We start from the raw sequence: 23748 nt of genomic DNA, 5'->3' as shown, positions 1-23748 counted from the left end.
TGCACCGGAAATATTAGAGCCATAATATTCCAACCTTTATAAATTTTAAATATCTTTAAAAGGATAGTTTGAATTTATACCATGAAAAATTCTAGAAGAGAATTTGTTTTTTCCATCAGCATGTTGGCCGCAAGCAGTGCTTTTCCCATACAGGCATTTGCCTTTGATAAATCGAAAAAACTCAAGGTTGCCCTAGTGGGAACGGGTATCCGTGGAATCACCTTTTGGGGAAAACGCCTAATGGACGAGTATTCAGAGATTTTGGAATTCGTGGGACTTAGTGACATCAATCCTAGCCGGTTGGAATATGGCAAAACCTATATTGGAGCCAGTTGTCCCACCTTCACTTCCTTTGAAGATATGGTTTCCATTACGAAACCAGACCTGGTCATCGTAACCACCAAAGACTCCACCCATCATGAATTTATAATCAAAGGTCTTGGGATGGGCTGCGATGTCCTTACCGAAAAACCTCTCACAATCGATGAGTTTAAATGCCAGCAGATATTGGATGCCGAAAAAGCGTCCAATAAAAATTTAATCGTTGGGTTCAATTATAGATGGAGCCCCTATGCCACCAAGATCAAGGAACTGATTTCAAATAAAACAATCGGGGACCTTGTCTCCGTAGATTTCAATTGGTATTTAAATACCTATCACGGGGCTTCTTATTTTAGAAGATGGCATGGAGAAATGGACAGCAGCGGATCACTTTGGGTGCACAAGGCCACGCATCATTTTGATTTGCTCAATTGGTGGATCAACTCAGAACCCAATGAAGTTTTTGCCTACGGTGATCTGGAATTTTATGGAAAAAATGGTCCTTTTAGGGGAAAGAACTGTAGGACCTGTGATCATAAAAACGAATGTGCTTTTTATTGGGACATCCACAAAGATGAATTTTCGAAGAAATTATATGTTGATCACGAACATGCTGACGGATATATTCGGGATAACTGCTTGTTTCGGGAAGACATTGATATATATGATAAAATGTCGGCACAGGTCAGGTATACGGACAATACCATCCTCAATTATTCCTTAACGACCTATTCGCCATTTGAGGGTTGGCGGGTTGCCTTCAATGGAACAGAAGGTAGAATTGAGGCTTGGTTGGATATTCCGTACTTTGAAAACACCTCTATAGATGAAGCTGAAAAGCACGCCAATGAAATGGCACAGGACGGAGGGGAAATCGTATCCAAAAAACCAATCGTCGTGCATAAACTTTGGCAAGAATTCGAGACCGTTCAAGTAGATATGGAAGAAAGCGGCCATGGTGGTGGCGATAAACGTCTACAGGACAAAATATTCGTGAACCCAGAAGTACCGGACCCATTTGGTAGAACGGCTGGTAGCCGGGATGGGGCCATGTCCATCCTTATAGGAATTGCAGCAAGAAAAAGCATTCAATCCGGTAAACCCATAAAAATATCCGAATTAACGGATTTGGAGCCACAGGTAAGAAGAACCTAAGTCTTGAGGTTGAATTTCTATGTGAAAGCAAAAAATCTTAGCATTGTGTTAAAAACATACCTAGATTTACAGTGGAAACTTTGATTACCAATTTTTTAAATTGTTAGTATGCCAGATTCTCATATAGAGCAAGAATACCTAAGGGAGAAAACAAAGCTAGTTCTAAAGGTAAATTACATCACCAGTGCCTTGGCCATTGTTTTCGGACTCATTTGCCTGTTTTTGTTGAACATTACAGAAATTATCCCACATGTACTCTTTATCTATGGCCTTGCCAATCTTGCAAATACCTATATCTACCAAGTCACCAAAAAAATAAGTTTAACGTACTATATATCCTCATTGATGGCCCTTGTAACCGCTTTGATAGTAATACTTTACAGTGGAGGTATAAATAGTAGCTTTATATTTATGCTGGCGTTGGTGGTTTTTGCAGGGTATGTGAATACGCGTAAACACGGCAGGTTTTTCCTTTACTTGACCTTTGCCATTATCCTATTCATATTCTCACAAAGTTTTCCCCAATTGAGCTTTACGGAAAATCTTGTTCCCATTGAGTTCAGAAGTATTTTTAGTCTTATTTCTGTGTCGTTTTCCCTCTTTTTATTGGGCAGTATTTTCGGAAAGGACTTATTGAAGTCCCACAACGCACTTTACAAGTCAAAGAAAGAACTCACGCGACAAATGCACGAGAAGGAAATGCTTTTAAAGGAGGTACACCACAGGGTCAAGAACAATCTACAGACCGTGTCCAGCCTATTGAGCTTACAGACAAGAAACGTAGAGGAGACCCAAATGCGAAACCTTTTAAAGAGCACCCAGAACCGGGTTATTTCCATGGCCATGGTCCATGAGATGTTGTACATGCGAAAAGATATTAGTCAAATCGAATACAAATCCTATGTACAGGAACTTAGCGAATATTTGATACGGTCTATAAAAGGTCTGGATAGCAAAGTACAGTTAAAAATCGATATTCCAGAAATAAAATTAGGTATAGATACGGCCATTCCATTGGGTCTTTTGATCAATGAGGCCGTTACCAACGCGCTCAAATATGGATTTGCCGATGATCAGGAAGGGGAAATCTATATCGCTCTAAAAAAGGAAATCGACAGACATTATGTACTAAATATAGGGGACAATGGCGTTGGTTTTCCCGATACCATAAACTACAAAAATTCAAAATCCTTGGGCCTTAAGCTAATTCACAACCTTACTAGGCAACTTAAAGGATCCATCCAAAAGGATACAAGTAAAAAAGGAACAAATTATATTATCAAGTTTCAGGAAATAAAGCAGCAATTGTCCCCAGTAGCCTAAATTTCCTCTATCTTATTTACGGTCTTTACAAATTCAATTGAAACTGGGCATTGGCCTGCACCTGATAACCCGATATTTCCTATATTTAAAAAGCCTAATAAATATTTGGCTTTAATCAACCTATAACCAAATGAACAAATTTCTTCTCCCCTTAGTCCTGTTAGTTTTTTCTTTAAACCTAGCCTTTGCCCAATCCTTGGAAGGCGACGGACCCCATTCACAGCTCATTATCCGAGGGGTAATGCTGATCAACGGAAATGGCGCTCCCCCACAAGGACCCATTGACATTGTTGTTGAAAACAACATTATTAAGGACATCCAAGTGGTAGGCTATCCGGGAGTAAAGATCAAGGGGTCGGATAGACCGCAATTGAAACCTGGCGGCAAAGAATTGGACTGTACGGGCATGTACCTAATGCCCGGACTCATAGATATGCACGGCCATATTGGTGGAAAGGCCCAAGGTGCGGAGCCGGATTATGTCTTTAAACTCTGGATGGCCCATGGCATCACCACCGTGCGCGAACCTAGCGGAAGGGGCGTAGACTTCACGATGGACCTAAAAAGGAAAAGTGAACAAAATGAAATTATAGCCCCAAGGATCATGGCCTATACCGGTTTTGGGCAGACTAGCAAGTCCTTCAACCCCCTTAACGATATCCCAATCTCAACTTCGGAACAGGCACGGGAATGGGTGAGGGCCAATGCAAAAAAAGGTGCGGACGGAATCAAGTTTTTTGGCGCGGAGCCGGAAATCATGGCCGCCGCATTGGACGAAAACAAAAAATTGGGATTGGGTTCCGCGTGCCATCACGCGCAATTGAGCGTGGCCCGGTGGAACGTGTTGCACTCCGCTCGTGCAGGCCTGACCTCCATGGAACATTGGTACGGGCTTCCAGAAGCCTTATTTGATGATAGAACGGTACAGGATTATCCTTTGGACTACAACTATCAGAACGAGCAACACCGATTTGAAAATGCGGGCAATCTCTGGTCGCAAGCGGCGGCCCCTTATTCAGAGCATTGGAATAACGTAATGAACGAATTGTTGGAGCTTGATTTTACCCTAGACCCTACCTTTAATATTTATGAGGCGAGCAGGGACTTACAAAGGGCTCGAAGAGCGGAATGGCATGAGGATTATACCCTTCCATCCCTTTGGGAGTTCTATCAGCCCAGCATGATTTCCCATGGCTCATACTGGCATGATTGGGGTACCGAGCAGGAAGTGGCCTGGAAAAAGAACTACGACCTGTGGATGACCTTCGTAAACGAGTACAAAAATAGGGGTGGCCGCGTAACTACGGGCTCTGACTCTGGTTTCATTTTCCAACTTTATGGTTTCGCCTACATCCGTGAATTGGAGCTCTTACGCGAGGCCGGTTTTCATCCTTTGGAGATTATCAGGTCGGCAACATTGAATGGCGCCGAGGCACTGGGCATGGATGATAAAATTGGCAGTGTTGCCATTGGAAAATTCGCAGATTTCGCGATTGTCGAAGAAAATCCGCTTAAAAATCTAAAAGTACTTTACGGAACGGGCGCCATAAAACTCACCGAAGATAATGAGGTCGTTCGCGTTGGCGGGGTGAAATACACCATCAAGGACGGAATCATCTATGACTCAAAGGCCTTGTTGGCAGATGTAAAACGCCAGGTGGATGAGGCCAAGGCCAAAGAAAATTATTCGATAAAGCAACCTGGGGTAAAACAATGATAAAAGGAAGAGGGTACGCTTGACCCTCCCAAAGATTTATCTTTTGTTTTGGTCTACCGGAATCTTAATCGGTCTAAGCGTTCCTTTAGTTTTTGGAAAAACTACCAAATACGTGGCAATCAATAATGTGGCAATAAGTGTGGTGGATACTAACATAGCTTTGTCTTTAAGGTGAACGGTACCAAAAATACCGTATATTAAGTAGATCAATTTTTATGCCAATTTAGGCTTGTTGTTCTTTGTTGTGAAAAATAAAGCACTTTTAACCCTGGAATTTTTGTAACGGTACAACCTGGTAATTCCGGTTTGTCCTTTCATATCCAATCCTTTTACATTCTTGGTTTCCAAATAGGACGCAACCAAAACTACGTCTTCTTGTAGCGTAGCCACTTTTTGATTGATCTTAGCGTCCTGAGCTAAGGAAATTCCTCCGAAAAAAAGTACTAGAGAAAAGGTTAAAATAGCTTTCATAACATCGATTTGGGTTATATAAAGCTAACTCGGCAAGGAAGGTGATATCGTTATAAATCGCTGAAATACAACATTTTTCGGTCATTCGATTTTTGTTGGATAAAGTGTAAAAAAAGGTCGATATACGGAACCGCAGCCATTTTCCACTTACCGATAAAAAGGACGTTTGACCGACCGTTTTTGGGTAGATTAGTGGCCGCCCCGGAACAAATCCGAAGAAATAAAACTAGTTTGTCTCCTTCCTTAAAACCTGTAACGGCGGACTTTTTAACACCGAAATATTATTGGACAAACCAATGGTCAGCACTAATAATGTTATTCCGGGAAGTACAATCAAAAATGGAATCCAAGAAGGTATAAAAGGTGTTTCAAAAATAAAGTATGCGAGCAACTGACTGCCCAATAGAGACAACAAAACCCCGATACCGCTTCCCAAAATACCTAAATACAGGTATTCCAAGGCGGTAATTTTCAGGATCTGATTGCTTTTTGCCCCGATTGTTCTCAGAAGCACACTTTCCCGAATTCGCTGATATTTGCTATTACGCACAGAACCGATCAGGACAATAATTCCCGTAAGGATACTGAAGAAAGCCATAAAGCTTATTACCCATGAAATTTTGTCCAAGATACTCTCTATGAGGGTAATGACCTGACGTAGGTCCAAAATGGAAACATTTGGAAATTTCTTTACCAATTCCCTTTGCAGTTTGGCCGATGTAGACTTGTCCGGAGCATTGGTCGTAAGTACATGAAATTGCGGCGCATTCTCCAGAATCCCGGTTGGGAAAACGATTGAAAAGTTTAATTGCATCCTGCCCCAATCCACCTCTCGTATGCTACCAACAACAGTTTCCATGAGCATACCCTGAACGTTAAAAAGTAGGGTGTCACCCACTACGACCTGGGCATCCCTCGCTACATTATCCGCCAAAGAAATGGGTACGGGACCATTTTGTGGCATTTTTTCAACAAAGGCGCCCGATACCAATTTTTCCGAGCTTATGAGCGAATCCCTATAGGTAACCCGAAACTCATGGTTGAGTATCCATTTATTGATACTTGTGGTGGTATCCAATCGGATTTCATTGACGCTACGGTCCTTGATTCGCTCCATCCGCATGGTAACTATCGGGATGTTGTCCAAAATGGGCAATCCTTTTGGAGCAACGGTATTGATGATATCCTGCTTCTGTCCCGTCTGCACATCGAACATGATGATATTGGGGCTCTTTTCGTTGGAATCCACCACGGCCTTGGCCAATAAGAAATCCTTTGTAAAATACAAGGTACTGATCAAAAAAGTCCCGATTCCAATCGCCAAAATCAACACGGCGGTTTGGTTATTGGGTCGGAATAGATTCAATAGACTCTGGCGTGAGGTAAAACTCCATGATTTTGGAAAATACTTTTTAACCAAGCGCATGAAAAGGATGGAAACTCCGGCCAAAATTGAAAAGGTAATTAGGATTCCAACCACAAAACCCAAGGCGTATTTTAAGTTTTCCAAGAGCCACAGAGCGAACAAAAAGACAAAAAGTACAATGGCCAAAACCACCCAAATCTGTGCCTTTCTTGATTTTGTGCCAATGTTGTCCTGTACCCGCAAAACCTGCAATGGGGAAACGAACCAGGTATTTAGCAGCGGGGAAAGGGCAAATAAAACGGACATGAGCACTCCTAAAATCAAACCGACGGCTATTGCGGAATACGAAGTAGAGATTTCAACCTCAAACGGTAGAAATTCCTGTAATATCATGGGGAAGGTCTGCTGCAGCAGTAGTCCAATGACCGTCCCTATAAACCCTCCCAACAGGCCCATGCCTGCTATTTGGATAAGGTAAATCAGGAAGGTCTGTTTTCTGGTGGCACCCAAACATTTCAATACGGCTACCGCCCTTAGTTTTTCCTTGATATAAATATGTACGGAACTTGCGATCCCTACGCATCCCAGCAGTAAGGCGATGAAGGCAACCAAATTTAAAAAACGCCCCACATTGTTATACCTTCTCCCCAATCGGTCACTGGTAGAGGTATGGGTATCCAAATCGGCATTTTGTTCGTCCAGCAAAGGGTCCACTTCCTTGTCAAGTTGTTCCAGGTCAGCTTTCGGTGATTTGAAGTAATAGGCATATTCCAAGCGACTCCCCTTTTGTAACAAACCGCTAGGTTCCATGTACTCGAACGGTACGATGATCGGCGGCGCTACGGATGTTCCAATGCCCGTACTTCCGGGAGCGGTTATCAAGGAGCCAACAATCGGGAAGGTAATGTTCCCCAATTTTACGCTATCCCCTACCCTTACATCAAATTGAATCATGGCCGTGGCATCCACCAAAGCCCCCCCTTTTTCCTGATAATCAGCAGCAGCCGATGCTGGTTCCGTCTCCAATTCACCGTAAAACGGGAAGTTTCCTTCCACCCCCCGCACCTGAACCAATTTGGTTTCACCGTTCTTTACAAAAGCCGCCATAGAGGCAAACTTTACTTCTTTTGCGCCCGCGCCACCCAAGGAATCCATGATTTGTTGTACCCGCTCATTGGCCAGCTCATTGCTGTCGATCAAGAAATCGGCACCCATCAAGGCCTTTGATTGCCCACCGATATTTTCCTTTAGATTTTGACTAAACGATTGGATGGAAACCACAGCCGCTATCCCCAAAATAATACTGCCCATAAACAGGAACAGTCGCTTTCCACTGGCCTTGCCATCGCGCCAAGCCATTTTTAACAACCAAGAAAATCGGGTTTTGGTAGAGGTATCCAATGGGTTCAAGCTAGGGTTTTGGTTTGATTGGAAATAATTTTACCGCCTTTCAGACGGATTATCTTTTGGGTGAGCTGTGCAAGGTCCAGATCATGGGTTACGATAACCAAGGTAGTTCCCATTTCCTTGTTCAGTTCGAACAACAGCTGAATCACTTTTTCCCCGGTTTCCTCATCCAAGTTTCCGGTTGGCTCGTCAGCGAATAAAATATCGGGGGTCGTTGAAAACGCACGCGCCAATGCGACGCGCTGCTGCTCCCCGCCAGATAATTGCGACGGATAATGATCGTATCTGCTCCCAAGACCTACCTTTTCCAATAAATCCTTGGCCACCTTTTGGACATCGGGTTTGCCTTGTAATTCCAAGGGGACACTAACATTTTCGAGGGCCGTTAATGTGGGCAATAATTGAAAATCCTGAAAAATAAAACCCACCTTCCGGTTTCGCAACAAGGCCAGTTCATCCTCGTTCAACTTACTTAATTCCACCCCACAGAGCTCAATACTGCCCTCATCCACATGGTCCAATCCTGCACAAAGACCTAAAAGGGTCGTTTTTCCACTTCCGGAGGGCCCAACAATGGAGAAGGTTTCGCCGGCTTCAATTTCAAAGGAAATCCCATCCAAAACGGTCAATTCCTTGGAACCGCTTTTATAGGTCTTCCTAAGATTGCGTACGTTTAATATCTTTGCCATAAATCATTTGGTACAAGCGAACAAAATAAACAAATGATTTCTATTTTTAGAAGAAACCATGATGTACAAAGTATTAAAGTTTAGTTATTTTTTGGCTTTTTTGGTGATTATTGCCTGTGGTGAAGGTAAGAAACAACAAAAAAATACGGAGGAGAATACGAACCAAAGCGATGTTACCCTTGAACAGGGGGAAACTGCGGATGACAAGGTGATCCTATTTTTTGGGAACAGCCTTACCGCTGCCTATGGACTGGAAACAGAACAGGGATTCCCAAATCTGATACAGAAACGCCTTGATTCCCTGGGATTGAATTACACCGTAATCAACTCCGGACTGAGTGGTGAAACTACCTCTGGGGGACTCAATAGATTGGATTGGGTCTTGAACCAGGAGGTAGATATTTTTGTGTTGGAGCTTGGTGCCAATGACGGACTCAGGGGGATTCCCTTGGACAAATCCAGGGAAAACCTTCAGAAGATTATCGATGCCGTGCGCCAAAAAAATCCGGAAACCACCATCATCCTTGCCGGAATGCAGATTCCGCCAAACATGGGGTTGGAGTATACCTCAGAATTTAGAAGTATGTTCCCCGATCTCGCACAGGAAAATGATATTTTACTGATCCCGTTTTTATTGGAAGGGGTTGCAGGCGAACCTGAATTAAATTTAGAGGACGGCATACATCCAACGGCAGAAGGTCAAAAAATTGTTGCCGGAAATGTTTGGGACATACTAGGACCCGTAGTCCTAGAGGAAAACGTGACCGAAACATCGATGGATTAGGCCAGTTTTTCATTTTTTTCCTCCACGATAAAGGATAGGGCTCTCTTGACCCTAGAATGCTTTAGAACGAAAATACCTGTTACTGCTGGGAACTTTTCACCCAAATTAGTTTGGTCCATGGGTTCAGCTATGGGCTTTGAAATGGTACTCACTTTCACTTCAATTTCCGCTTTCTGAGCTTGGGCAAAAGTCCCCATGCAAATAACAAGCATTAAACTAAGAATAGTCTTCATTTGTAGGTAGATTTGGTCTGTATATAACTCCAATATTGCCGATTTAAAATTTGAGTTTCGATAAAATGTCAGGTTTTACCGATGAAATTCAAACTTTTCGACGAACAACAATCGATAATACGTATTTTCCTACAATTAAAATTATAGTTCACCGATGTTTTTAAGCATTTCATCGGTAAAAAAAACCGATTCTTACACGTCACAACGGAATCATTTATAAAAGCTGAAAGAGCATACGAACTTTTGAAGGGGTAGTCCCAAACCTGCCCTTTGGGCAGGTAGGGATACCGAGGGGATACTGGTATAGGTTAAGCCATTTTAGGGCTGTTCGCTTTGGTAGTAAAGGAAAGTTCCTTCTTTACCCTTGAGTTCTTGAACCGGTACAAACGGGCCACTTCCTGTTTTACCTCCATCTTTTTTATCGGAGCTGTTTCGGTAACGATTCCCATTTCGATGGTCTCTACCTTTAGGGTCTCAGGCCTGTCCTGGGCACTGGCCGCGGTTCCTATGAAGAAGATGAAGAAGATGGTCGCTACTGTTTTCATGACTTGCGTTTGTTACATTATTATAACTACCGCAAGCGTATGTAAGGGGGTTGCCATTCGTTGAAAAACAGGGGTTTCTCGATAAGCTGCACCGATCCGGATTAAGTGTAAAATTTGCTCGACGAACGTACCCTGCACAAAAAACAGGTTATCGGAAAAAGGTGTTTTTAATCGAGCGGGATAAAAAATTTCTTGAAACCGACTATTCCCTAGTCAAGCCATAGGGGTATTCCGCCAGTTTCATCCCGATCACCATCTGGAACCGAAATTTTATATTTACCCCACACGGTCCTTATAACTATCGGGAGCGAAAAGACAATTCCCACCTCCCCGAAGGGTAGGTATAATCGGAAACCTCGAGGCAAAGCCATCGAGGAATTATTTAGATTAAATTTTCAATAGCAGATTGGGATCCGGGCAATTCTTCTTGTAAAAATCAAGGTCTACCTGGGCACATACGCCCGGATAATCCCCCTCGTAGCCTTCTAAATCCTGGATAACCTGAAAATGCAGATGCGGGGCGTAATTTACATTGATATCTTCCGTACCCAAGGAGGCCAGTACACTTCCGACCGCAAATTCCTTACCGACCGATAATCCATCCAACGATTCCAAACTTAAATGCCCATACAGAGTGTAAAAGACCAACCCTTGTATGCTGTGCTGCAGAATTATGGTGGGTCCATAATCGCCCCTGGTTGCATTGTTCTTAAAACTATGGACCACCCCATCTAAGGGATTGATTACTTTGGTACCGGCAGGTGCCCAATAATCGATTCCCAAATGGATATTTCTTGGCGATTGTGTTTTCTCGTTGAAGCCGGACTTATCGGCATAGAGATTTCTTTGTTCCAAATAACCGCCATGGGCGACCTTACCTCCCTGCCTTTTTAAAATAGAGTCAATATAGAATTGGCATTCGTTTGGGTCGGTAATGTTTACACCATTCAAATCGGAATTCGAACTGGATAAATCCAACGATACATAATTTGCAATCGGTAAAGCCTCATCCAAGATGGGGATGGACTTTTCGGAATATGAAAAAAGTAATTGCTCCAGTACGTTCACATGTCTAAAATTAGGTTACTAGCTTGATTTTAAACATTTTTTTTACAGAGGTGTTTAAATCAACATGACAAACCCCTCTATGAGGGTTTATGGAATAAATTTAGGTAGTCACCAGCTATCCTTAACATATTTTAACCTTTTTTGAGGTAAGTACTTTGTATTTTTCCTACTAAACATGCGCACAAAAAACCAATTACGATGAAATTCATACAACATTCCCTTATGGCCATGGCCATTCTGTTGGCCACAGGTTGCCAGTCCAAGACCAAACCTGCAACAATTTCGGAGAACGTCTCAGAAAGGACTCCAACATCGGAAAAAATTGAAAAAATGAGTCCGCAGGACCTCAGCAAATACGAAACGGCCTACTTTGCCAGTGGTTGCTTTTGGTGCGTGGAGGCCATTTTTGAAAGTGTTAGGGGGGTAAAGGAAGTAATCTCGGGCTACGCCGGGGGCACAGAAGAAAATCCCACCTATGAAATGGTAGGAAGCGGACAGAGTTCCCATGCCGAAGCCGTTGAAGTGTACTATGACCCTTCCCAAATTTCCTTTGTGGAATTGGTACAGGTATTTTTTGGGTCGCACGACCCCACGACCTTAAACCGTCAGGGACCGGACCGGGGTACGCAATATCGCTCCATTGCCTTTTATAAGAACGAGCAGGAAAAGAAAATCATAGACAGTTATATCCAAGCGCTGAAAGACCAAAATGTTTACGGCGGGGCGCCCATTACCACGGAAGTGACCGCCTTTACCAAGTTCTATGATGCTGAGGACTACCACCAGGATTATGAAAGAAAACACCCTAACAATTCCTACATCCGTAACGTTTCCATTCCCAGGTTGAATCGGTTTAAGGCCAATTTTGGGGATTACTTAAAAAAGGAAGTGCATTAGCAATACAACATAAAATTACTATCTTCAAGCGTCTTTTTTAAGACGCTTTTTTTTGAACCGATTAACAACCACAAGCATCGCCATGACAAAAAACAAGTTGATTTTTTACGCATTCTCCATTGGGGCTTTCCTATGTATGTCCTGCAAGCAGGAACCCACCGATAATACCCCTTGGGTATCCTTATTCGACGGACAATCCCTTGAGGGTTGGACCCAAAAAGGGGGAACGGCAAATTACACGGTCCGTGATAACAGCATCGTAGGAAGTACCGTCCACGATACCCCAAACTCCTTTTTGACCAGCAATAAAATGTACGGGGATTTTATCCTAGAGCTGGATTATAAGGTAGACCCCTCCATGAACTCTGGAATACAAATAAGGAGCAACAGCTTTCCCCATTATATGGACGGAAGGGTGCATGGTTATCAGATTGAAATCGACCCATCGGAAAGGGCTTGGAGCGCAGGTATCTATGACGAGGCCCGGCGAGGATGGTTGAACCCTTTGACCAGAAATCCTGAAGCTCAAAAGGCATTTAAACAAAATGATTGGAACCATTACAGGATCGAGGCCATAGGCGATACTTTAAAAACATGGATCAACGGTGTACCGGCCGCACATTTGATCGATGATAAAACCTCCAATGGTTTTATTGCGCTACAAGTACACAGTATTGGCGATGACCAACAGGAAGGCACCGAAATTAGTTGGAAGAACATTAAAATCCTGACGGATAGTCTTTCCAAATATGCTACCGAAACCCCAATCGACCCGATTATTACCAAAAACGCTTTGGGCATCGACGAGGAAAAAAATGGCTGGCAAATGCTTTGGGACGGCAAGACAACCGACGGATGGCGGGGTGCCCGATTGGATGAATTCCCCGATAAAGGATGGGAAATAGAAAACGGCGTATTGACCGTACTTTCGTCAGGAGGTGAAGAATCAGCGGCAGGTGGTGATATTGTGACCAAGGAGACCTTTGGCGATTTTGAGTTAAAAGTGGATTTTAAAATTACCGAAGGTGCGAATAGCGGCATCAAATATTACGTGGATACTGATATCAACAAAGGTCCGGGCTCTTCTATTGGTCTCGAATACCAAATTTTGGACGATGAACGCCATCCTGATGCCAAATTGGGCAATCATGAGGGTAGCAGGACGGTCGCATCGCTATATGACCTAATCAAGGCCGATGAAAACAAACCCATAAATCCCATTGGCGAGTGGAACACGGCCCATATAATTTCTAAGGACGGACATGTAGAACATTGGCTGAACGGTATGAAGGTTTTGGAATACGAACGCGGTAGCGATGACTATCGAAAATTGGTTTCCGAAAGTAAATATGTGACCTGGCCCAACTTTGGGGAAGCGGAAAAAGGGCATATTCTCCTTCAAGACCATGGGGACCGCGTTTCCTTCAAGAATATAAAAATAAAACCAACCACAAAAGAATAGGCAATGACAACAAGAAGAAATTTTATAAAGAAAACAAGTGCCGGCACGGCAGGTTTGACCTTTGGCGGCATGCTATTTTCATCGGCCTCTTACGGCAGAATTTTAGGAGCAAACGATAAAATCAATTGTGCGGTCATTGGGGTTCGCAGTCGGGCAAAAGCGCATGTAAAGGCCATTCATGCCGACCCAAATGCCACCATTTTGTATAGCTGTGACGTAGACGATGTCATCATTGAAGAACACAATGTATGGTGCCAAGAAAATATTGGTTATGTACCCAAAGTAGAAAAGGATTTTCGGAAAATCCTGGAAGACAGAAAGGTAGATGCCGTATTTATTGCCACCCCGGAACACTGGCATGCCCCTATGGCGATTTTGGCACTTCAGGCAGGAAAACATGTCTATGTGGAAAAACCCTGTAGCCACAATCCTCATGAAAACGAATTGTTGACGGCCGCCCAAAGGAAATATGGAAAGAAAGTGCAAATGGGAAACCAACAACGTTCTGCGATAACTTCCATTAGCGCTATCAAGGATATTAGGGAAGGAATCATTGGCGATGTATACAAAGGCGAAGCCTATTACTCCAACAATAGGGGAAGTATTGGCAAAGGCACCGTAATCGATGTCCCCAAAACCTTGGATTGGGAATTGTGGCAAGGTCCAGCTTTACGAGAAAAATATAAGGACAATGTACATCCGTACAACTGGCATTGGTTCCGGAATTGGGGAACGGGCGAAATCCATAACAATGGAACCCATGAAATTGATATATGCCGATGGGCCCTGGACGTGGACCTACCCAACAGTGTCACTTCCTTTGGGGGAAAATACACGTATGACGACGATTGGGAGTTTGTAGACAACCAACAGGTCACGTTCTCCTTCGATAATGACAAATTCATTACCTGGACCGGACATAGTCGCGGCATCATGAAACCGGAAAGACCGGGTAGGGGCATTACCATCTACGGCAGCAAAGGCTCCATCATGCTAGATCGTAACTTTTATCAGTTATACGATTTGCAAGGGAATCTGTTAAAGGAGGAAAAAGAGGGAGGCGCTAGCGAAACTACGAATACTCGTGGGGAAGGCCAATTGGACGTGAATCATGTAGGCAACTTCTTCAATGCCATACGGCAGGATGAGAGTTTACATGCAGATATTCAAGATGCCAGCATCACGACCATGCTCTGCCATTTGGGCAATATGGCCCAAGATGCCGGGGAGACCTTAAAAATTGATACGGCTACAGGAAAAGTGCTGAACAATGAGATGGCGATGAATTTCTGGAAACGCGAGTATGCTCCTGGATGGGAACCAAAACTGTAGAAAAGAGGCAAAGATACTTATTGGATGGTCACTTCGCTATAATCCGAAGTAATGACCAGGGAACGGTCTTTATTATCGGATAGATGATATCCTTTTAAAATCTTGGTATTTCCATTTTTTGTCTCGGTCAGGGTCAGTTTTTTGGGCAAAACCATTTCCGAAGCATTTCCCTTAATGTAAATCGAAGTCGCCACTGAAGGAAGTGCAAAATGGAATTCTGCGTTCTTCAAGGATACGTCCATCTCTTCAAAGTCATTGTCAATGGAAACAATTTTCAAGGGCCCGAAATCATTCTTGATGAAGGCCCTTTTTAGCAATTTATCGATAGTGACATCGGACGAAGTTGCCTGTAATTGTAAACTTCCCACTTCACGTAACTCAATATCCTTGGAATAGTTGGTCTTTAGTTGCCCAAAGTTCCATCGTCTCACGTTGACCGGGGAATAGGATACGGACACCTGTGTTTCATCTCCGTCAATGGTAGTGGCCCATAGGCTTGAATGCGACAGGGTCGCATTCAAGTTTCTGGTATTTTCCGCCAACTTCACCTCGCCGTGCCGCACGTTCATTTTAATCTTGGTGGATTTTGGCATTTTAATCTTTATGGTCTTTTTGATCTTGAAGTTCTTGTTTTCCCCATCTGTGGAAAAATAAAAAATATTGGGTCCCTCATGTCTGCTTTTTAAACGCATTGCCTCTTGCCGTGCCCTCCGCTCCTCATGTTTTACTTTCTGCATCGCCTCACGTTCTTCAACACGTTGCTCCATGAGCTCCTCACGCCTTTTTTCCATTTCCTCTCTGTGTTTCTCACGTTCCTCCATACGCTTTTCCATATCCTTTCCTCGCTCTTCCATACGTTTGGCCCATTCCTTCAGTTTTTTCTGATGCTTTTCATCAAAGCTCTTTTTGAATTCCTCTTGCCATTCTTTCATATACTTTTCCCCATCCTTTTGATAGGCCTTGTAGTCAAACTCAAAGGCATCGGTAAGGGGCAAAGGGGGCATGGGCGGCATATCCACGATTTCCGGGAAAGGTGCTATCTCCGGAATTTCCACCACAAAGGGTGCCATTTCGGGAATCTCAATATCAAACTCCCCAAATTCGAACTCAAAATCCTGGGAGCCTATAAACCCGAATTTATTGGAACCGGAAGAAATCTCGATCCTGGAACTATTCCCCATAATCTTTATCGGGGCGTTCGCAAAGTAATTCTCCGCTTCCTCTTTATCCGCTCCTTCCAATTCGACGACCGCGGCCACCTCAACGGAATTCTTGTTCCAGGTTTCGAACTCAATATCGGCGTAACTCGTATTGATATCCAAAACGGCATCCTTATCTACATTGAAACTTTCCGTATAGGTGCGGCTTTCCTTCTGGGCAAAACCTACTAGGGAACCCATACAAAAGCCTAAGACAATGATGAGTTGTTTAGATACTATTCTTGGTGATCTGTTCATTTTTTGATGATTTTAATTGATTTAACTTCTTTTTTAATTTCTGCAATAACTGCAACCTAAGCTGCAAGTTTTCTATGAGCGCCCCAATGGTCTGATCGTTGGGGCCCAATTCGTTCAATTCGGTATTCAGGTTTTGGTATTCGGAATTCAGCTCAGCCAACCGCTCCATAAAACTGTCCACAAGCTCCTTGTTGGATTCCGATATCTCCAATTGGGAAAGTTCCATATTGATATTGGCCACGTAGTAATTCTCCACCTTTTTTAAATCGGGAGAAAGGTCCCCAAAGGAAAAGCCCTTGTTATTTTCTTTGGATTTTTCAGTGTCAACCACCGTGGTGGGTACATCCTCCGTCGTATTGATTTGTACATAGGCAAAAATTCCCACTCCAACAAGTAGTATGACCGAAGCAGCCACCCGCCAGGTATTCCAAAGGGAAGTTTGCTCCCTTTCCTGTGGAAGCGACTCCTCCAGCTTGGCCAAAAAGCGGGCTTCATGTCCCCGCTTCATTTTGAAGGTTTGTTCCTCACGTTCCTTCTCGAACAATTTTTTAAGATCCCGTGCCATATCCTTTTGTTTTTAACAACTCCTTTAGTTGACCTTTACCGCGCAACAATCGCGTTCTGCAGGCGGTTTCGGTTATGTTCAATACTTCTGAAATTTCAATGTGGTCAAAACCTTCTACCAAATACATCATCACGACATATCTATATTTACCTTGCAATTGCCCAATGGCCTCCTTTACTTCTTCAATATCGATATGTTCCTCCACTGTCCAATCATCATCTGTATCCACCGGCCGCATATACGTTTCGTCCAAAGCGATGGTCTGTTCCTTTTTCGACTTCAAGAAATCGATACATTTGTTCACCACAATACGCTTTAACCACGCCCCGAACGTCACCTCCCCCTTAAACTGATGTATTTTTTGAAAAGCCTTGATAAAAGCTTCCTGCAATACATCCTCTGCATCGTCCGCATTTTTTAAAAACCGCATGGCTACACAGTACATTCCGTCACAATACTGCCGGTACAATTGCATTTGTGCAGTGCGGTCGTTTGCCTTACATTTTTCAACAATGTCAATTTGAAACATTGGTAGGTTTGGTGTTTGTTTTTAGTTGTTGTTACTTTAAGGACGAAAGAAAAAAAAGGGTGTTGCAAAAAACTTCTATTTTTACGAATCTTTTTAATATTTCCGCTTGAAACAAGTTACGATTTCCAACGAATTTATGACCTTAATGGTGCTGGACTACGGCGCCATTATCCAGAAACTTCTGGTAAAGGGAAAGGACGGAAACTACACCAATGTGGTAGTTGGATACAACCACCCAAGCCGATATCGTTTGGATGAAAATTGTTTGGGAGCATGCATAGGCAGATACGCCGGGCGTATTTCCAACGGTAGTTTTGTTTTAGATCGGGAAAAATTTTTACTCTACCATGAAGATGGGGTGCATCTTCACGGTGGCAAGGAAGGATTTCATCAAAAATATTGGCAAATTGAGGAGGTGTCCTATGCAGATGACCCAATGGTGAAATTATCTTATAATAGCAAACATCTTGAGGAAGGGTACCCGGGAAACCTGACCGTAAACGTAACCTATAAACTGGTCAAAAATTCTTTACAGGTCATACACCAAGCGGTGACGGACCGCAGTACGGTCATCAATTTGACCAATCATTCCTATTTTAAATTGGATGACAGCCCGTACATTGACAATTATGAGTTACAGCTCAACTGCCCGTATATACTGGAAACAGACGAAAATCTGTTACCTACGGGCGACATCATCCCTGTGCGGAAATCCAAATATGATTTTTTACTGCCAAGGGAAATTGGCGTACAGCGTTTGGACACACCTTATATAAAAGACATGGGTAGTGAAAAAGTGGCGGAATTACATTCGGCTAAATCCGGTATTACCATGCAGGTATTCACGAACCAACCCGCCTTGGTGGTCTACACTCCCTTGGATTTTCCCGGAATTTGTTTTGAAACCCAGAATTACCCAGATGCACCCAACCAACCGGACTTTCCAAGCAGTGTTCTAAAGCCCGGGGAAACCTATAACAACATTACCATCTTTACCTTTGATTTAGTACCTTAGGACTACTTAACACTTCAAAAGACATGAAATTCCTAAAAAGACTGGTAGCGGTACTTATAGTTTTATTTGGCCTGTTTTACTTTGTGGGCCTACCCTATTTGCGAAAAGAGACCAAGAAACACAGCCCGGAAAAAACGAGCTCCTATACCCTACAAGGTACCCAACTCAAAGTCCATTATTCCAGTCCCTCCAAAAAAGGCAGGCCCATTTTTGGCGGTCTGGTGCCCTTTGACCAAGTGTGGCGTACGGGGGCCAACGAACCCACGACATTTACTACATCAGGAGCCATCAAAATAATCGACAAGCCCTTGCCCGCGGGTACGTATTCCCTTTGGACCATCCCAAATAAGGAAAGTTGGAAGGTGATTTTCAATAAGGAAGTACCGGATTGGGGGGTTAGCATTTTTGGGGGTGGCACACAGACTACCAGGGATGCGGCCGAGGACCTCATCAATGTAGAAGTGCCCTCGAGGGAAATATCGCAACCCGTGGAAAACTTTACCATCGACTTTACTAATGAGGACCAGCTTTATTTAAGCCTCTCCTGGGACCAAACACGTATCAACGTGCCCATCAATAAATAGCCGAAAGCCATTGGACATTCAGAAAGAAGCTTTAAAATGACTCCCGATGTAGCCTACATCAACGACTTGTCAAAAAAGGTCATCGAGAATGACCGGACCGCCCTTGCCAAGGCTATTACCTTAATTGAAAGTACCAAAAAGGAGAATCAGAAAATAGCTGAAGGACTTCTGGAAAAGTGCCTTGAATACCAGAAAGAATCCGTTCGTGTTGGTATCACGGGAGTGCCGGGCGTTGGCAAAAGCACCTTCATCGAGAATTTTGGAATGTTATTGGTCCACAGAGGGAAGAAGGTCGCGGTACTTACCATTGATCCCTCGAGCAACGAGACAAAAGGCAGTATATTGGGGGATAAGGTTCGGATGGAAACCTTATCCAAGGAAAAAAATGCCTTCATAAGACCCTCTCCCACCAGTGGCTCACTCGGTGGTGTGGCCAGAAAAACAAGGGAAACCATCATACTTTTGGAAGCTGCCGGATACGACGTTATTTTGATAGAGACCGTTGGGGTTGGACAAAACGAAACCGCTGTACGGGATATGACCGACTTTTTCCTTTTGTTAAAATTGCCCGGTGCGGGCGATGAGCTACAAGGCATTAAAAGGGGGGTCATGGAAATGGCCGATGCCATAGCGATCAACAAGGCCGATGGTCAGAACGTACAACCTGCCGAAACGGCCCAATTGGAATTCAGTAGGGCACTGCACCTCTTTTCGGCCAAGGAGAACGGATGGATTCCGCAGGTAATGACCTGTTCCGCCTTAGAGAACAAAGGTTTGGAACCGATTTGGTCCTGCATTGAAAAATTTATGTTGCATACAAAGGAAAACGGTTCTTTCCATCGGACACGAAAACAACAGAACAAAAAGTGGCTTCGGCATCATTTGAACCACATCCTGCTACAGGATTTTTATGATAATCCAACCCTTTCCCAAGCACTGTCATCCATGGAAGAAAAGGTCATGGAAAGTGAAATCACCCCCTTTGTGGCCGCTGAACGCCTACTTAGAGCGTATAGGAAAGCATAGACAGGAAATCCTTTGCTAACAGTGTTCGAATAAAAACTTAACTTTGCCCCATAATCCAAAAACTGCTTAATGGATATTGTAACCCCTTCCCTACTCTCCGTGGTAGTACCTCTGTACAATGAGGAAGAAAATGTGGTGTTGTTGACCCAAAAGATCCATGAAAGCCTACCTGGATATAATTACCAAATTATCTACATCGACGATTTTTCCAAGGACGGCACCAAAAAAGTGGTCAAGGGAATGAAGGACCCAAAGGTACATCTCATCGAACTCAAGAAAAATTACGGTCAGAGCCTGGCCCTAGCTGCAGGTATAGATTACGCCGAAGGGGAATACATCATCACCATGGACGGGGATCTGCAGAACGACCCCAGCGATATTCCGCCGATGCTCTCCTATGCCGTAAACGAGGATTATGACCTGGTTACCGGAATCCGTCAAAAGCGTAAGGATTCCTTGGTAAAAAAAATACCATCAAAAATTGCCAATTATATGGTAAGACGGGTTACCAAATTGGATATTAAGGATAATGGTTGCGCACTAAAAGTGTTTTCCAAGGACATTGCCAAGGATTTGAATCTTTATGGGGAAATGCATCGCTTTATAACCCTCTTGGCCCATTTGGAAGGTGCGCAAATTAAACAGGTGCCCGTGAAACACCATGCCCGTCATGCCGGAGTTTCCAAATACGGGTTGGAACGTGTATTTAAGGTAGTGGCAGATATGATGTTGTTGCTCTTTATCCGAAAATATTTTCAAAGACCTATTCACCTTTTCGGCATCTTTGGATTTCTTTTGATCATCCTTGGAATATTGATAAATATCTATCTTTTATTAGTGAAGTTCGGTTTGGGCGAGGATATTGGGAACAGGCCCTTATTGATCTTTGGAATGATGTTCATTTTGGGAGGTATCCAACTGTTTACCATAGGCATCGTGATGGAATTGTTGATACGTACCTATTACGAGTCGCAACAAAAAAGACCCTACCGAATCAAAAAAGTGAGCATAGGTGGCCAATCCGCGTAAGACCCTTACCACCGCCCTGAAGTTGTTGATAAGCATTGCGCTTGTTTACTTCATTTTTACCAAAATCGATTTTACGGAAGTGGTGAACACCTTGAAAAAAGGCAACCCGCTGTATTTGACCGCTGCGATACTATTGTTTTCTGTGTCCAAAATACTCGCTTCCTTTCGGCTGAACGCTTATTTCCATCAGCTTGGAATCCCACTCTCCCAAAAAAGCAATTTGAAGCTCTACCTTTTAGGTATGTTCTACAATCTTTTTTTACCTGGTGGAATTGGTGGGGACGCCTACAAGGGCTACCTAATCAAAAAAACCTTCGAGGTGCCTACCAAGCGCGTGGTGAGTGTTTTGGTACTCGACCGACTCAGTGGCCTGCTACTCCTGTTTATCTATGCCTGTGCCCTTTTATGGGTATTGGAATTTGAGCTTTTGAATCCGTATCGATGGTTATTCTTGCTTTTAATACCCATATCTGTGGGGACCTTTTTCTTTTTAAACAAGCGATTTTTCCAGTATGTCCTGCCCATTTTTTGGAAGTCCGTTGGGTATTCCGCCCTAGTACAATTCGCCCAGCTTCTCTGTGTACTCTGTATTATGAAGGCACTATCCATTGAGGGCAATATTATTGCGTATCTGGTTATATTTTTGGTTTCTTCCATCGTATCCGTTATCCCATTGACCCTTGGAGGTTTGGGTAGTAGGGAAGTGACCTTTTTCTATGGTGCCGCTTTACTGAACCTAGAAGAAAGCACCTCCGTTGGGATTAGTGTAGTGTTCTTTTTGATTACGGCGTTGGTCTCCTTGACGGGGATTGTTTTTCATTTTAAGAACATTAAACTTTAGCAAATCATAAATACTACATACGTCTCGTAGTTTTCCCTTAATAGTGTTTTACTGAAGTAATGCAAGGTACATTAGATTGATAGTTACTGAGAAATTCGATTCACATATTACATATTCAACCATTCCTTAAAATTAGTGGTTTTTGGTCGACTAACAATGAATTCCTGTTCACGTGGGTTTGTAATGGTGAGTTTCACTCGGTGGTTAAAATAGGAATCTATTTTTTCAATGGCATTTTTGGCAATGATTTGACTACGGTTTATTTTAAAAAATCTGTTTGGGTCCAAAGATTCGAACAGTTCATCAAGCGTTTCATTAATGATGAAACGTTTTCCAGAAGTCACGCCAAAAGTGACACTTTCCTCGGAATAACAGTACAAAAGTTCAGAAACTTTAATCTGAAAAAAACCGCTACCATCTTTGACCAAGATACCTTCCCGTTTGGGAGTCATTTGGAAACTGCTTAGAAGTTGTCTCAAAACACTTGGATCAAGGGTGTTTGGTTTATTAGATCTGTTGAACTTATCCAAGGCCCTTTTCAAATCGGCATCTTGAATAGGCTTTAACAAATAATCCACACTATTCACCCTAAAGGCCTGTATGGCATATTGGTCAAATGCAGTCGTAAAAATAATGGGTGCCTCAATTTCGATTTTCTGAAAAATTTCAAAACTCAACCCGTCGGCCAATTGTATGTCCATGAACACCAAATCTGGTGCGGCGTTGCCTTGAAACCATTGTATACTGTTCTCTACAGTGTCTATTATGTCCAAAAGATCGTATTCAAAACCACAAGTAGTTAACATACGCTGCAATTGACTTGCGGCCCTTGCCTCGTCTTCAATAATCAATATTTTCATGGCTAGTTTTTAGTTCTGAAACTTTAATTAAGGGTAGGCTTACTCTAAACCTGTTTCCATCATTATGGATTTCAATGGATGTATCGGAAATCAGCGCATATCTTTTTTGAATGTTGACATGTCCCAGTTTTGTGGACGGTAGCTGAGTGGATTTGGGTTGAATCTTATTTTCCACGATCAATTTATCATCGTTTACAACTACTGCTATGGTTAATGGTTTTGCCTTGGATATTATGTTGTGCTTAATCGCATTTTCAAGCAATAATTGAAGGCTCATAGGGACAACCCTATAATCCATTGAAGTTTCGGGAATATGCCAATTCACCATTAGATTGGTTCCAAATCGCTCTGATTGTATATGGATATAGGCTCTTGCGAACTTTAGCTCGTCTCGTAGTGGGAGAAGATTTTCATTACCGGTCTCTAGTATAAATCGGTACATATCGGATAACTTATCTACAAATTTCTTGGCATCCTCCCTAGGGTTTTGGTCGATAATATCACGTAATGTATTCAAGGTATTAAAAAAAAAGTGCGGTTGCGCCTGGTTTCGTAAAACGTCCAACTGCGCCTGTACTATGGCTTGTTTGGAACGCTCCTCTTGCCTGATGGATTTTTGAAGACGTATATTATAATAAATAGCCTCGTATATCGCCATGGTCATTATGGTAATTAATATAATGGGCAAAAGCATTTTAAGTCTGGATACATTAACGTTATAATTTATACCCGGTATTAAGGATAATAACTTCCCTCCTATATAATCTACAAATACAACCGTGAAGGTTATGGTAAGAAAAAACAATACGATACGCTTGGCATCGTCAGTAAATTCTGGGTATTTCCTTCGTAAATAAATCATCATCCCTCGATTTATCACCCAGTCTATGGCGGAAAACATCAATGCAATCACCCAACTTAAAGCGACTTCTAAAAGCGAAATATCCGATGTTGTGCTACTGAAAAGATATGAGGTAACAATGCTTAGGATAAAAATACCAACAACAGAAAACCAAAAATCATCAAATCCTAAATATTTTATTCGACTTTCTTTATTATATATCACTACAAG

23 protein-coding genes are annotated in these 23748 nt (G+C 42.9%); 12 read left to right on the top strand and 11 right to left on the bottom strand.

Features of this window, described 5'->3' with window-relative positions:
* The first annotated feature begins 81 nt into the window (after nt 1-81).
* The 3 genes from PP181_RS14690 to PP181_RS14680 all read left to right on the top strand — a co-directional run bounded on the left by PP181_RS14690 (nt 82) and on the right by PP181_RS14680 (nt 4516).
* Nucleotides 82-1476 (top strand): Gfo/Idh/MocA family protein, encoded by a 1395-nt coding sequence (locus PP181_RS14690; protein WP_272637644.1) that lies wholly within the window; start codon nt 82-84, stop codon nt 1474-1476.
* Nucleotides 1477-1584: 108 nt separating this feature from the next.
* Nucleotides 1585-2799, top strand: coding sequence for a sensor histidine kinase (locus tag PP181_RS14685; RefSeq protein ID WP_272637643.1), 1215 nt, complete (start codon nt 1585-1587; stop codon nt 2797-2799).
* 130 nt (nt 2800-2929) lie between these two features.
* On the top strand, nt 2930-4516 hold the full coding sequence (locus tag PP181_RS14680) for an amidohydrolase family protein (protein WP_154916694.1): 1587 nt from the start codon (nt 2930-2932) through the stop codon (nt 4514-4516).
* Nucleotides 4517-4729: 213 nt separating this feature from the next.
* Here PP181_RS14680 and PP181_RS14675 read toward each other — a convergent pair whose 3' ends face one another.
* The 3 genes from PP181_RS14675 to PP181_RS14665 form a co-directional block, all read right to left on the bottom strand.
* The gene (locus PP181_RS14675) at nt 4730-4987 is read right to left on the bottom strand and encodes a hypothetical protein (RefSeq protein ID WP_272637642.1); all 258 of its coding nucleotides are present in this window, start codon (nt 4985-4987) and stop codon (nt 4730-4732) included.
* A gap of 226 nt (nt 4988-5213) precedes the next feature.
* Complete coding sequence (locus PP181_RS14670) at nt 5214-7712, bottom strand: ABC transporter permease (RefSeq protein WP_272637708.1); 2499 nt, start codon at nt 7710-7712, stop codon at nt 5214-5216.
* A 47-nt stretch (nt 7713-7759) separates the two neighbouring features.
* Nucleotides 7760-8449, bottom strand: coding sequence for an ABC transporter ATP-binding protein (locus PP181_RS14665; protein ID WP_154916698.1), 690 nt, complete (start codon nt 8447-8449; stop codon nt 7760-7762).
* 58 nt (nt 8450-8507) lie between these two features.
* Here PP181_RS14665 and PP181_RS14660 point away from each other — a divergent pair, with 58 nt between their 5' ends.
* A complete protein-coding gene (locus PP181_RS14660; RefSeq protein ID WP_419776388.1) occupies nt 8508-9233 on the top strand; it encodes an arylesterase in 726 nt (241 codons plus the stop codon).
* Here PP181_RS14660 and PP181_RS14655 read toward each other — a convergent pair.
* The 3 genes from PP181_RS14655 to PP181_RS14645 all read right to left on the bottom strand — a co-directional run bounded on the left by PP181_RS14655 (nt 9230) and on the right by PP181_RS14645 (nt 11079).
* Complete coding sequence (locus PP181_RS14655) at nt 9230-9466, bottom strand: hypothetical protein (protein ID WP_154916700.1); 237 nt, start codon at nt 9464-9466, stop codon at nt 9230-9232. The two genes, PP181_RS14660 and PP181_RS14655, sit on opposite strands and share 4 nt — an antisense overlap.
* A 308-nt stretch (nt 9467-9774) precedes the next feature.
* Nucleotides 9775-10011, bottom strand: a complete 237-nt coding sequence (locus tag PP181_RS14650) for a hypothetical protein (RefSeq protein ID WP_272637641.1) — start codon at nt 10009-10011, stop codon at nt 9775-9777.
* A gap of 387 nt (nt 10012-10398) precedes the next feature.
* On the bottom strand, nt 10399-11079 hold the full coding sequence (locus tag PP181_RS14645) for a peptidoglycan DD-metalloendopeptidase family protein (protein WP_272637640.1): 681 nt from the start codon (nt 11077-11079) through the stop codon (nt 10399-10401).
* 198 nt (nt 11080-11277) lie between these two features.
* On the opposite strand from PP181_RS14645, the gene msrA reads away from it, so the two are divergent.
* The 3 genes from msrA to PP181_RS14630 all read left to right on the top strand — a co-directional run bounded on the left by msrA (nt 11278) and on the right by PP181_RS14630 (nt 14770).
* A complete protein-coding gene (gene msrA / locus PP181_RS14640) occupies nt 11278-11976 on the top strand; it encodes a peptide-methionine (S)-S-oxide reductase MsrA (protein ID WP_211361130.1) in 699 nt (232 codons plus the stop codon).
* Nucleotides 11977-12112: 136 nt separating this feature from the next.
* Entirely contained in the window at nt 12113-13438 is a 1326-nt protein-coding gene (locus tag PP181_RS14635) for a 3-keto-disaccharide hydrolase (RefSeq protein ID WP_246160857.1), read from the top strand.
* A 3-nt stretch (nt 13439-13441) separates the two neighbouring features.
* Complete coding sequence (locus PP181_RS14630) at nt 13442-14770, top strand: Gfo/Idh/MocA family protein (protein WP_272637639.1); 1329 nt, start codon at nt 13442-13444, stop codon at nt 14768-14770.
* A gap of 17 nt (nt 14771-14787) precedes the next feature.
* On the opposite strand, the gene PP181_RS14625 is transcribed toward PP181_RS14630, so the two are convergent.
* The 3 genes from PP181_RS14625 to PP181_RS14615 are packed head-to-tail and all read right to left on the bottom strand — an operon-like array spanning nt 14788 to nt 17321.
* Nucleotides 14788-16227: a hypothetical protein gene (locus PP181_RS14625; protein ID WP_272637638.1), complete on the bottom strand. Its 1440-nt coding sequence runs from the start codon at nt 16225-16227 to the stop codon at nt 14788-14790.
* Nucleotides 16199-16792 carry a hypothetical protein gene (locus PP181_RS14620; RefSeq protein ID WP_154916711.1) on the bottom strand — a complete coding sequence of 198 codons (594 nt, stop codon included), beginning with the start codon at nt 16790-16792 and terminating at the stop codon, nt 16199-16201. The genes PP181_RS14625 and PP181_RS14620 overlap by 29 nt, the downstream gene beginning before the upstream one ends.
* A complete protein-coding gene (locus PP181_RS14615) occupies nt 16776-17321 on the bottom strand; it encodes an RNA polymerase sigma factor (RefSeq protein WP_154916712.1) in 546 nt (181 codons plus the stop codon). Before PP181_RS14615 ends, PP181_RS14620 begins: the two co-directional genes overlap by 17 nt.
* Before the next feature lie 106 nt (nt 17322-17427).
* On the opposite strand from PP181_RS14615, the gene PP181_RS14610 reads away from it, so the two are divergent.
* The 5 genes from PP181_RS14610 (at nt 17428) to PP181_RS14590 (ending at nt 21816) form a co-directional block, all read left to right on the top strand.
* Complete coding sequence (locus PP181_RS14610) at nt 17428-18336, top strand: aldose epimerase family protein (protein ID WP_272637637.1); 909 nt, start codon at nt 17428-17430, stop codon at nt 18334-18336.
* A gap of 23 nt (nt 18337-18359) precedes the next feature.
* Nucleotides 18360-18920, top strand: coding sequence for a DUF2911 domain-containing protein (locus PP181_RS14605; protein WP_272637636.1), 561 nt, complete (start codon nt 18360-18362; stop codon nt 18918-18920).
* Between the two features lie 36 nt (nt 18921-18956).
* Nucleotides 18957-19946: a methylmalonyl Co-A mutase-associated GTPase MeaB gene (meaB, locus tag PP181_RS14600; RefSeq protein WP_272637635.1), complete on the top strand. Its 990-nt coding sequence runs from the start codon at nt 18957-18959 to the stop codon at nt 19944-19946.
* A gap of 69 nt (nt 19947-20015) precedes the next feature.
* On the top strand, nt 20016-20975 hold the full coding sequence (locus PP181_RS14595; protein WP_272637634.1) for a glycosyltransferase family 2 protein: 960 nt from the start codon (nt 20016-20018) through the stop codon (nt 20973-20975).
* Nucleotides 20959-21816: a lysylphosphatidylglycerol synthase transmembrane domain-containing protein gene (locus PP181_RS14590; RefSeq protein WP_272637633.1), complete on the top strand. Its 858-nt coding sequence runs from the start codon at nt 20959-20961 to the stop codon at nt 21814-21816. The genes PP181_RS14595 and PP181_RS14590 overlap by 17 nt, the downstream gene beginning before the upstream one ends.
* 107 nt (nt 21817-21923) lie before the next feature.
* On the opposite strand, the gene PP181_RS14585 is transcribed toward PP181_RS14590, so the two are convergent.
* Together PP181_RS14585 and PP181_RS14580 are read right to left on the bottom strand one after the other, a co-directional pair.
* Nucleotides 21924-22676 carry a LytR/AlgR family response regulator transcription factor gene (locus PP181_RS14585; protein ID WP_272637632.1) on the bottom strand — a complete coding sequence of 251 codons (753 nt, stop codon included), beginning with the start codon at nt 22674-22676 and terminating at the stop codon, nt 21924-21926.
* The gene (locus tag PP181_RS14580; RefSeq protein WP_272637631.1) at nt 22657-23742 is read right to left on the bottom strand and encodes a sensor histidine kinase; all 1086 of its coding nucleotides are present in this window, start codon (nt 23740-23742) and stop codon (nt 22657-22659) included. The genes PP181_RS14585 and PP181_RS14580 overlap by 20 nt, the downstream gene beginning before the upstream one ends.
* Between the last annotated feature and the right edge of the window lie 6 nt (nt 23743-23748).

This window comes from Maribacter sp. PR66, assembly GCF_028464205.1.
Classification (GTDB): Bacteria; Bacteroidota; Bacteroidia; order Flavobacteriales; family Flavobacteriaceae; genus Maribacter; species Maribacter flavus.
This window is presented reverse-complemented; position numbering and strand designations above follow the sequence as displayed.

What these genes read in the sequence shown, in the direction of transcription:
- PP181_RS14615 (WP_154916712.1), bottom strand. Translation starts at nt 17,321, where the DNA reads ATGTTTCAAATTGACATTGTTGAAAAATGTAAGGCAAACGACCGCACT.
- PP181_RS14680 (WP_154916694.1), top strand. Translation starts at nt 2,930, where the DNA reads ATGAACAAATTTCTTCTCCCCTTAGTCCTGTTAGTTTTTTCTTTAAAC.
- PP181_RS14685 (WP_272637643.1), top strand. Translation starts at nt 1,585, where the DNA reads ATGCCAGATTCTCATATAGAGCAAGAATACCTAAGGGAGAAAACAAAG.
- PP181_RS14595 (WP_272637634.1), top strand. Translation starts at nt 20,016, where the DNA reads ATGGATATTGTAACCCCTTCCCTACTCTCCGTGGTAGTACCTCTGTAC.
- PP181_RS14635 (WP_246160857.1), top strand. Translation starts at nt 12,113, where the DNA reads ATGTCCTGCAAGCAGGAACCCACCGATAATACCCCTTGGGTATCCTTA.
- PP181_RS14585 (WP_272637632.1), bottom strand. Translation starts at nt 22,676, where the DNA reads ATGAAAATATTGATTATTGAAGACGAGGCAAGGGCCGCAAGTCAATTG.
- PP181_RS14675 (WP_272637642.1), bottom strand. Translation starts at nt 4,987, where the DNA reads ATGAAAGCTATTTTAACCTTTTCTCTAGTACTTTTTTTCGGAGGAATT.
- PP181_RS14655 (WP_154916700.1), bottom strand. Translation starts at nt 9,466, where the DNA reads ATGAAGACTATTCTTAGTTTAATGCTTGTTATTTGCATGGGGACTTTT.
- PP181_RS14605 (WP_272637636.1), top strand. Translation starts at nt 18,360, where the DNA reads ATGAAATTCCTAAAAAGACTGGTAGCGGTACTTATAGTTTTATTTGGC.
- PP181_RS14665 (WP_154916698.1), bottom strand. Translation starts at nt 8,449, where the DNA reads ATGGCAAAGATATTAAACGTACGCAATCTTAGGAAGACCTATAAAAGC.
- PP181_RS14620 (WP_154916711.1), bottom strand. Translation starts at nt 16,792, where the DNA reads ATGGCACGGGATCTTAAAAAATTGTTCGAGAAGGAACGTGAGGAACAA.
- meaB (WP_272637635.1), top strand. Translation starts at nt 18,957, where the DNA reads ATGACTCCCGATGTAGCCTACATCAACGACTTGTCAAAAAAGGTCATC.
- PP181_RS14690 (WP_272637644.1), top strand. Translation starts at nt 82, where the DNA reads ATGAAAAATTCTAGAAGAGAATTTGTTTTTTCCATCAGCATGTTGGCC.
- PP181_RS14625 (WP_272637638.1), bottom strand. Translation starts at nt 16,227, where the DNA reads ATGAACAGATCACCAAGAATAGTATCTAAACAACTCATCATTGTCTTA.
- msrA (WP_211361130.1), top strand. Translation starts at nt 11,278, where the DNA reads ATGAAATTCATACAACATTCCCTTATGGCCATGGCCATTCTGTTGGCC.
- PP181_RS14660 (WP_419776388.1), top strand. Translation starts at nt 8,508, where the DNA reads ATGATGTACAAAGTATTAAAGTTTAGTTATTTTTTGGCTTTTTTGGTG.
- PP181_RS14630 (WP_272637639.1), top strand. Translation starts at nt 13,442, where the DNA reads ATGACAACAAGAAGAAATTTTATAAAGAAAACAAGTGCCGGCACGGCA.
- PP181_RS14670 (WP_272637708.1), bottom strand. Translation starts at nt 7,712, where the DNA reads ATGGCTTGGCGCGATGGCAAGGCCAGTGGAAAGCGACTGTTCCTGTTT.
- PP181_RS14650 (WP_272637641.1), bottom strand. Translation starts at nt 10,011, where the DNA reads ATGAAAACAGTAGCGACCATCTTCTTCATCTTCTTCATAGGAACCGCG.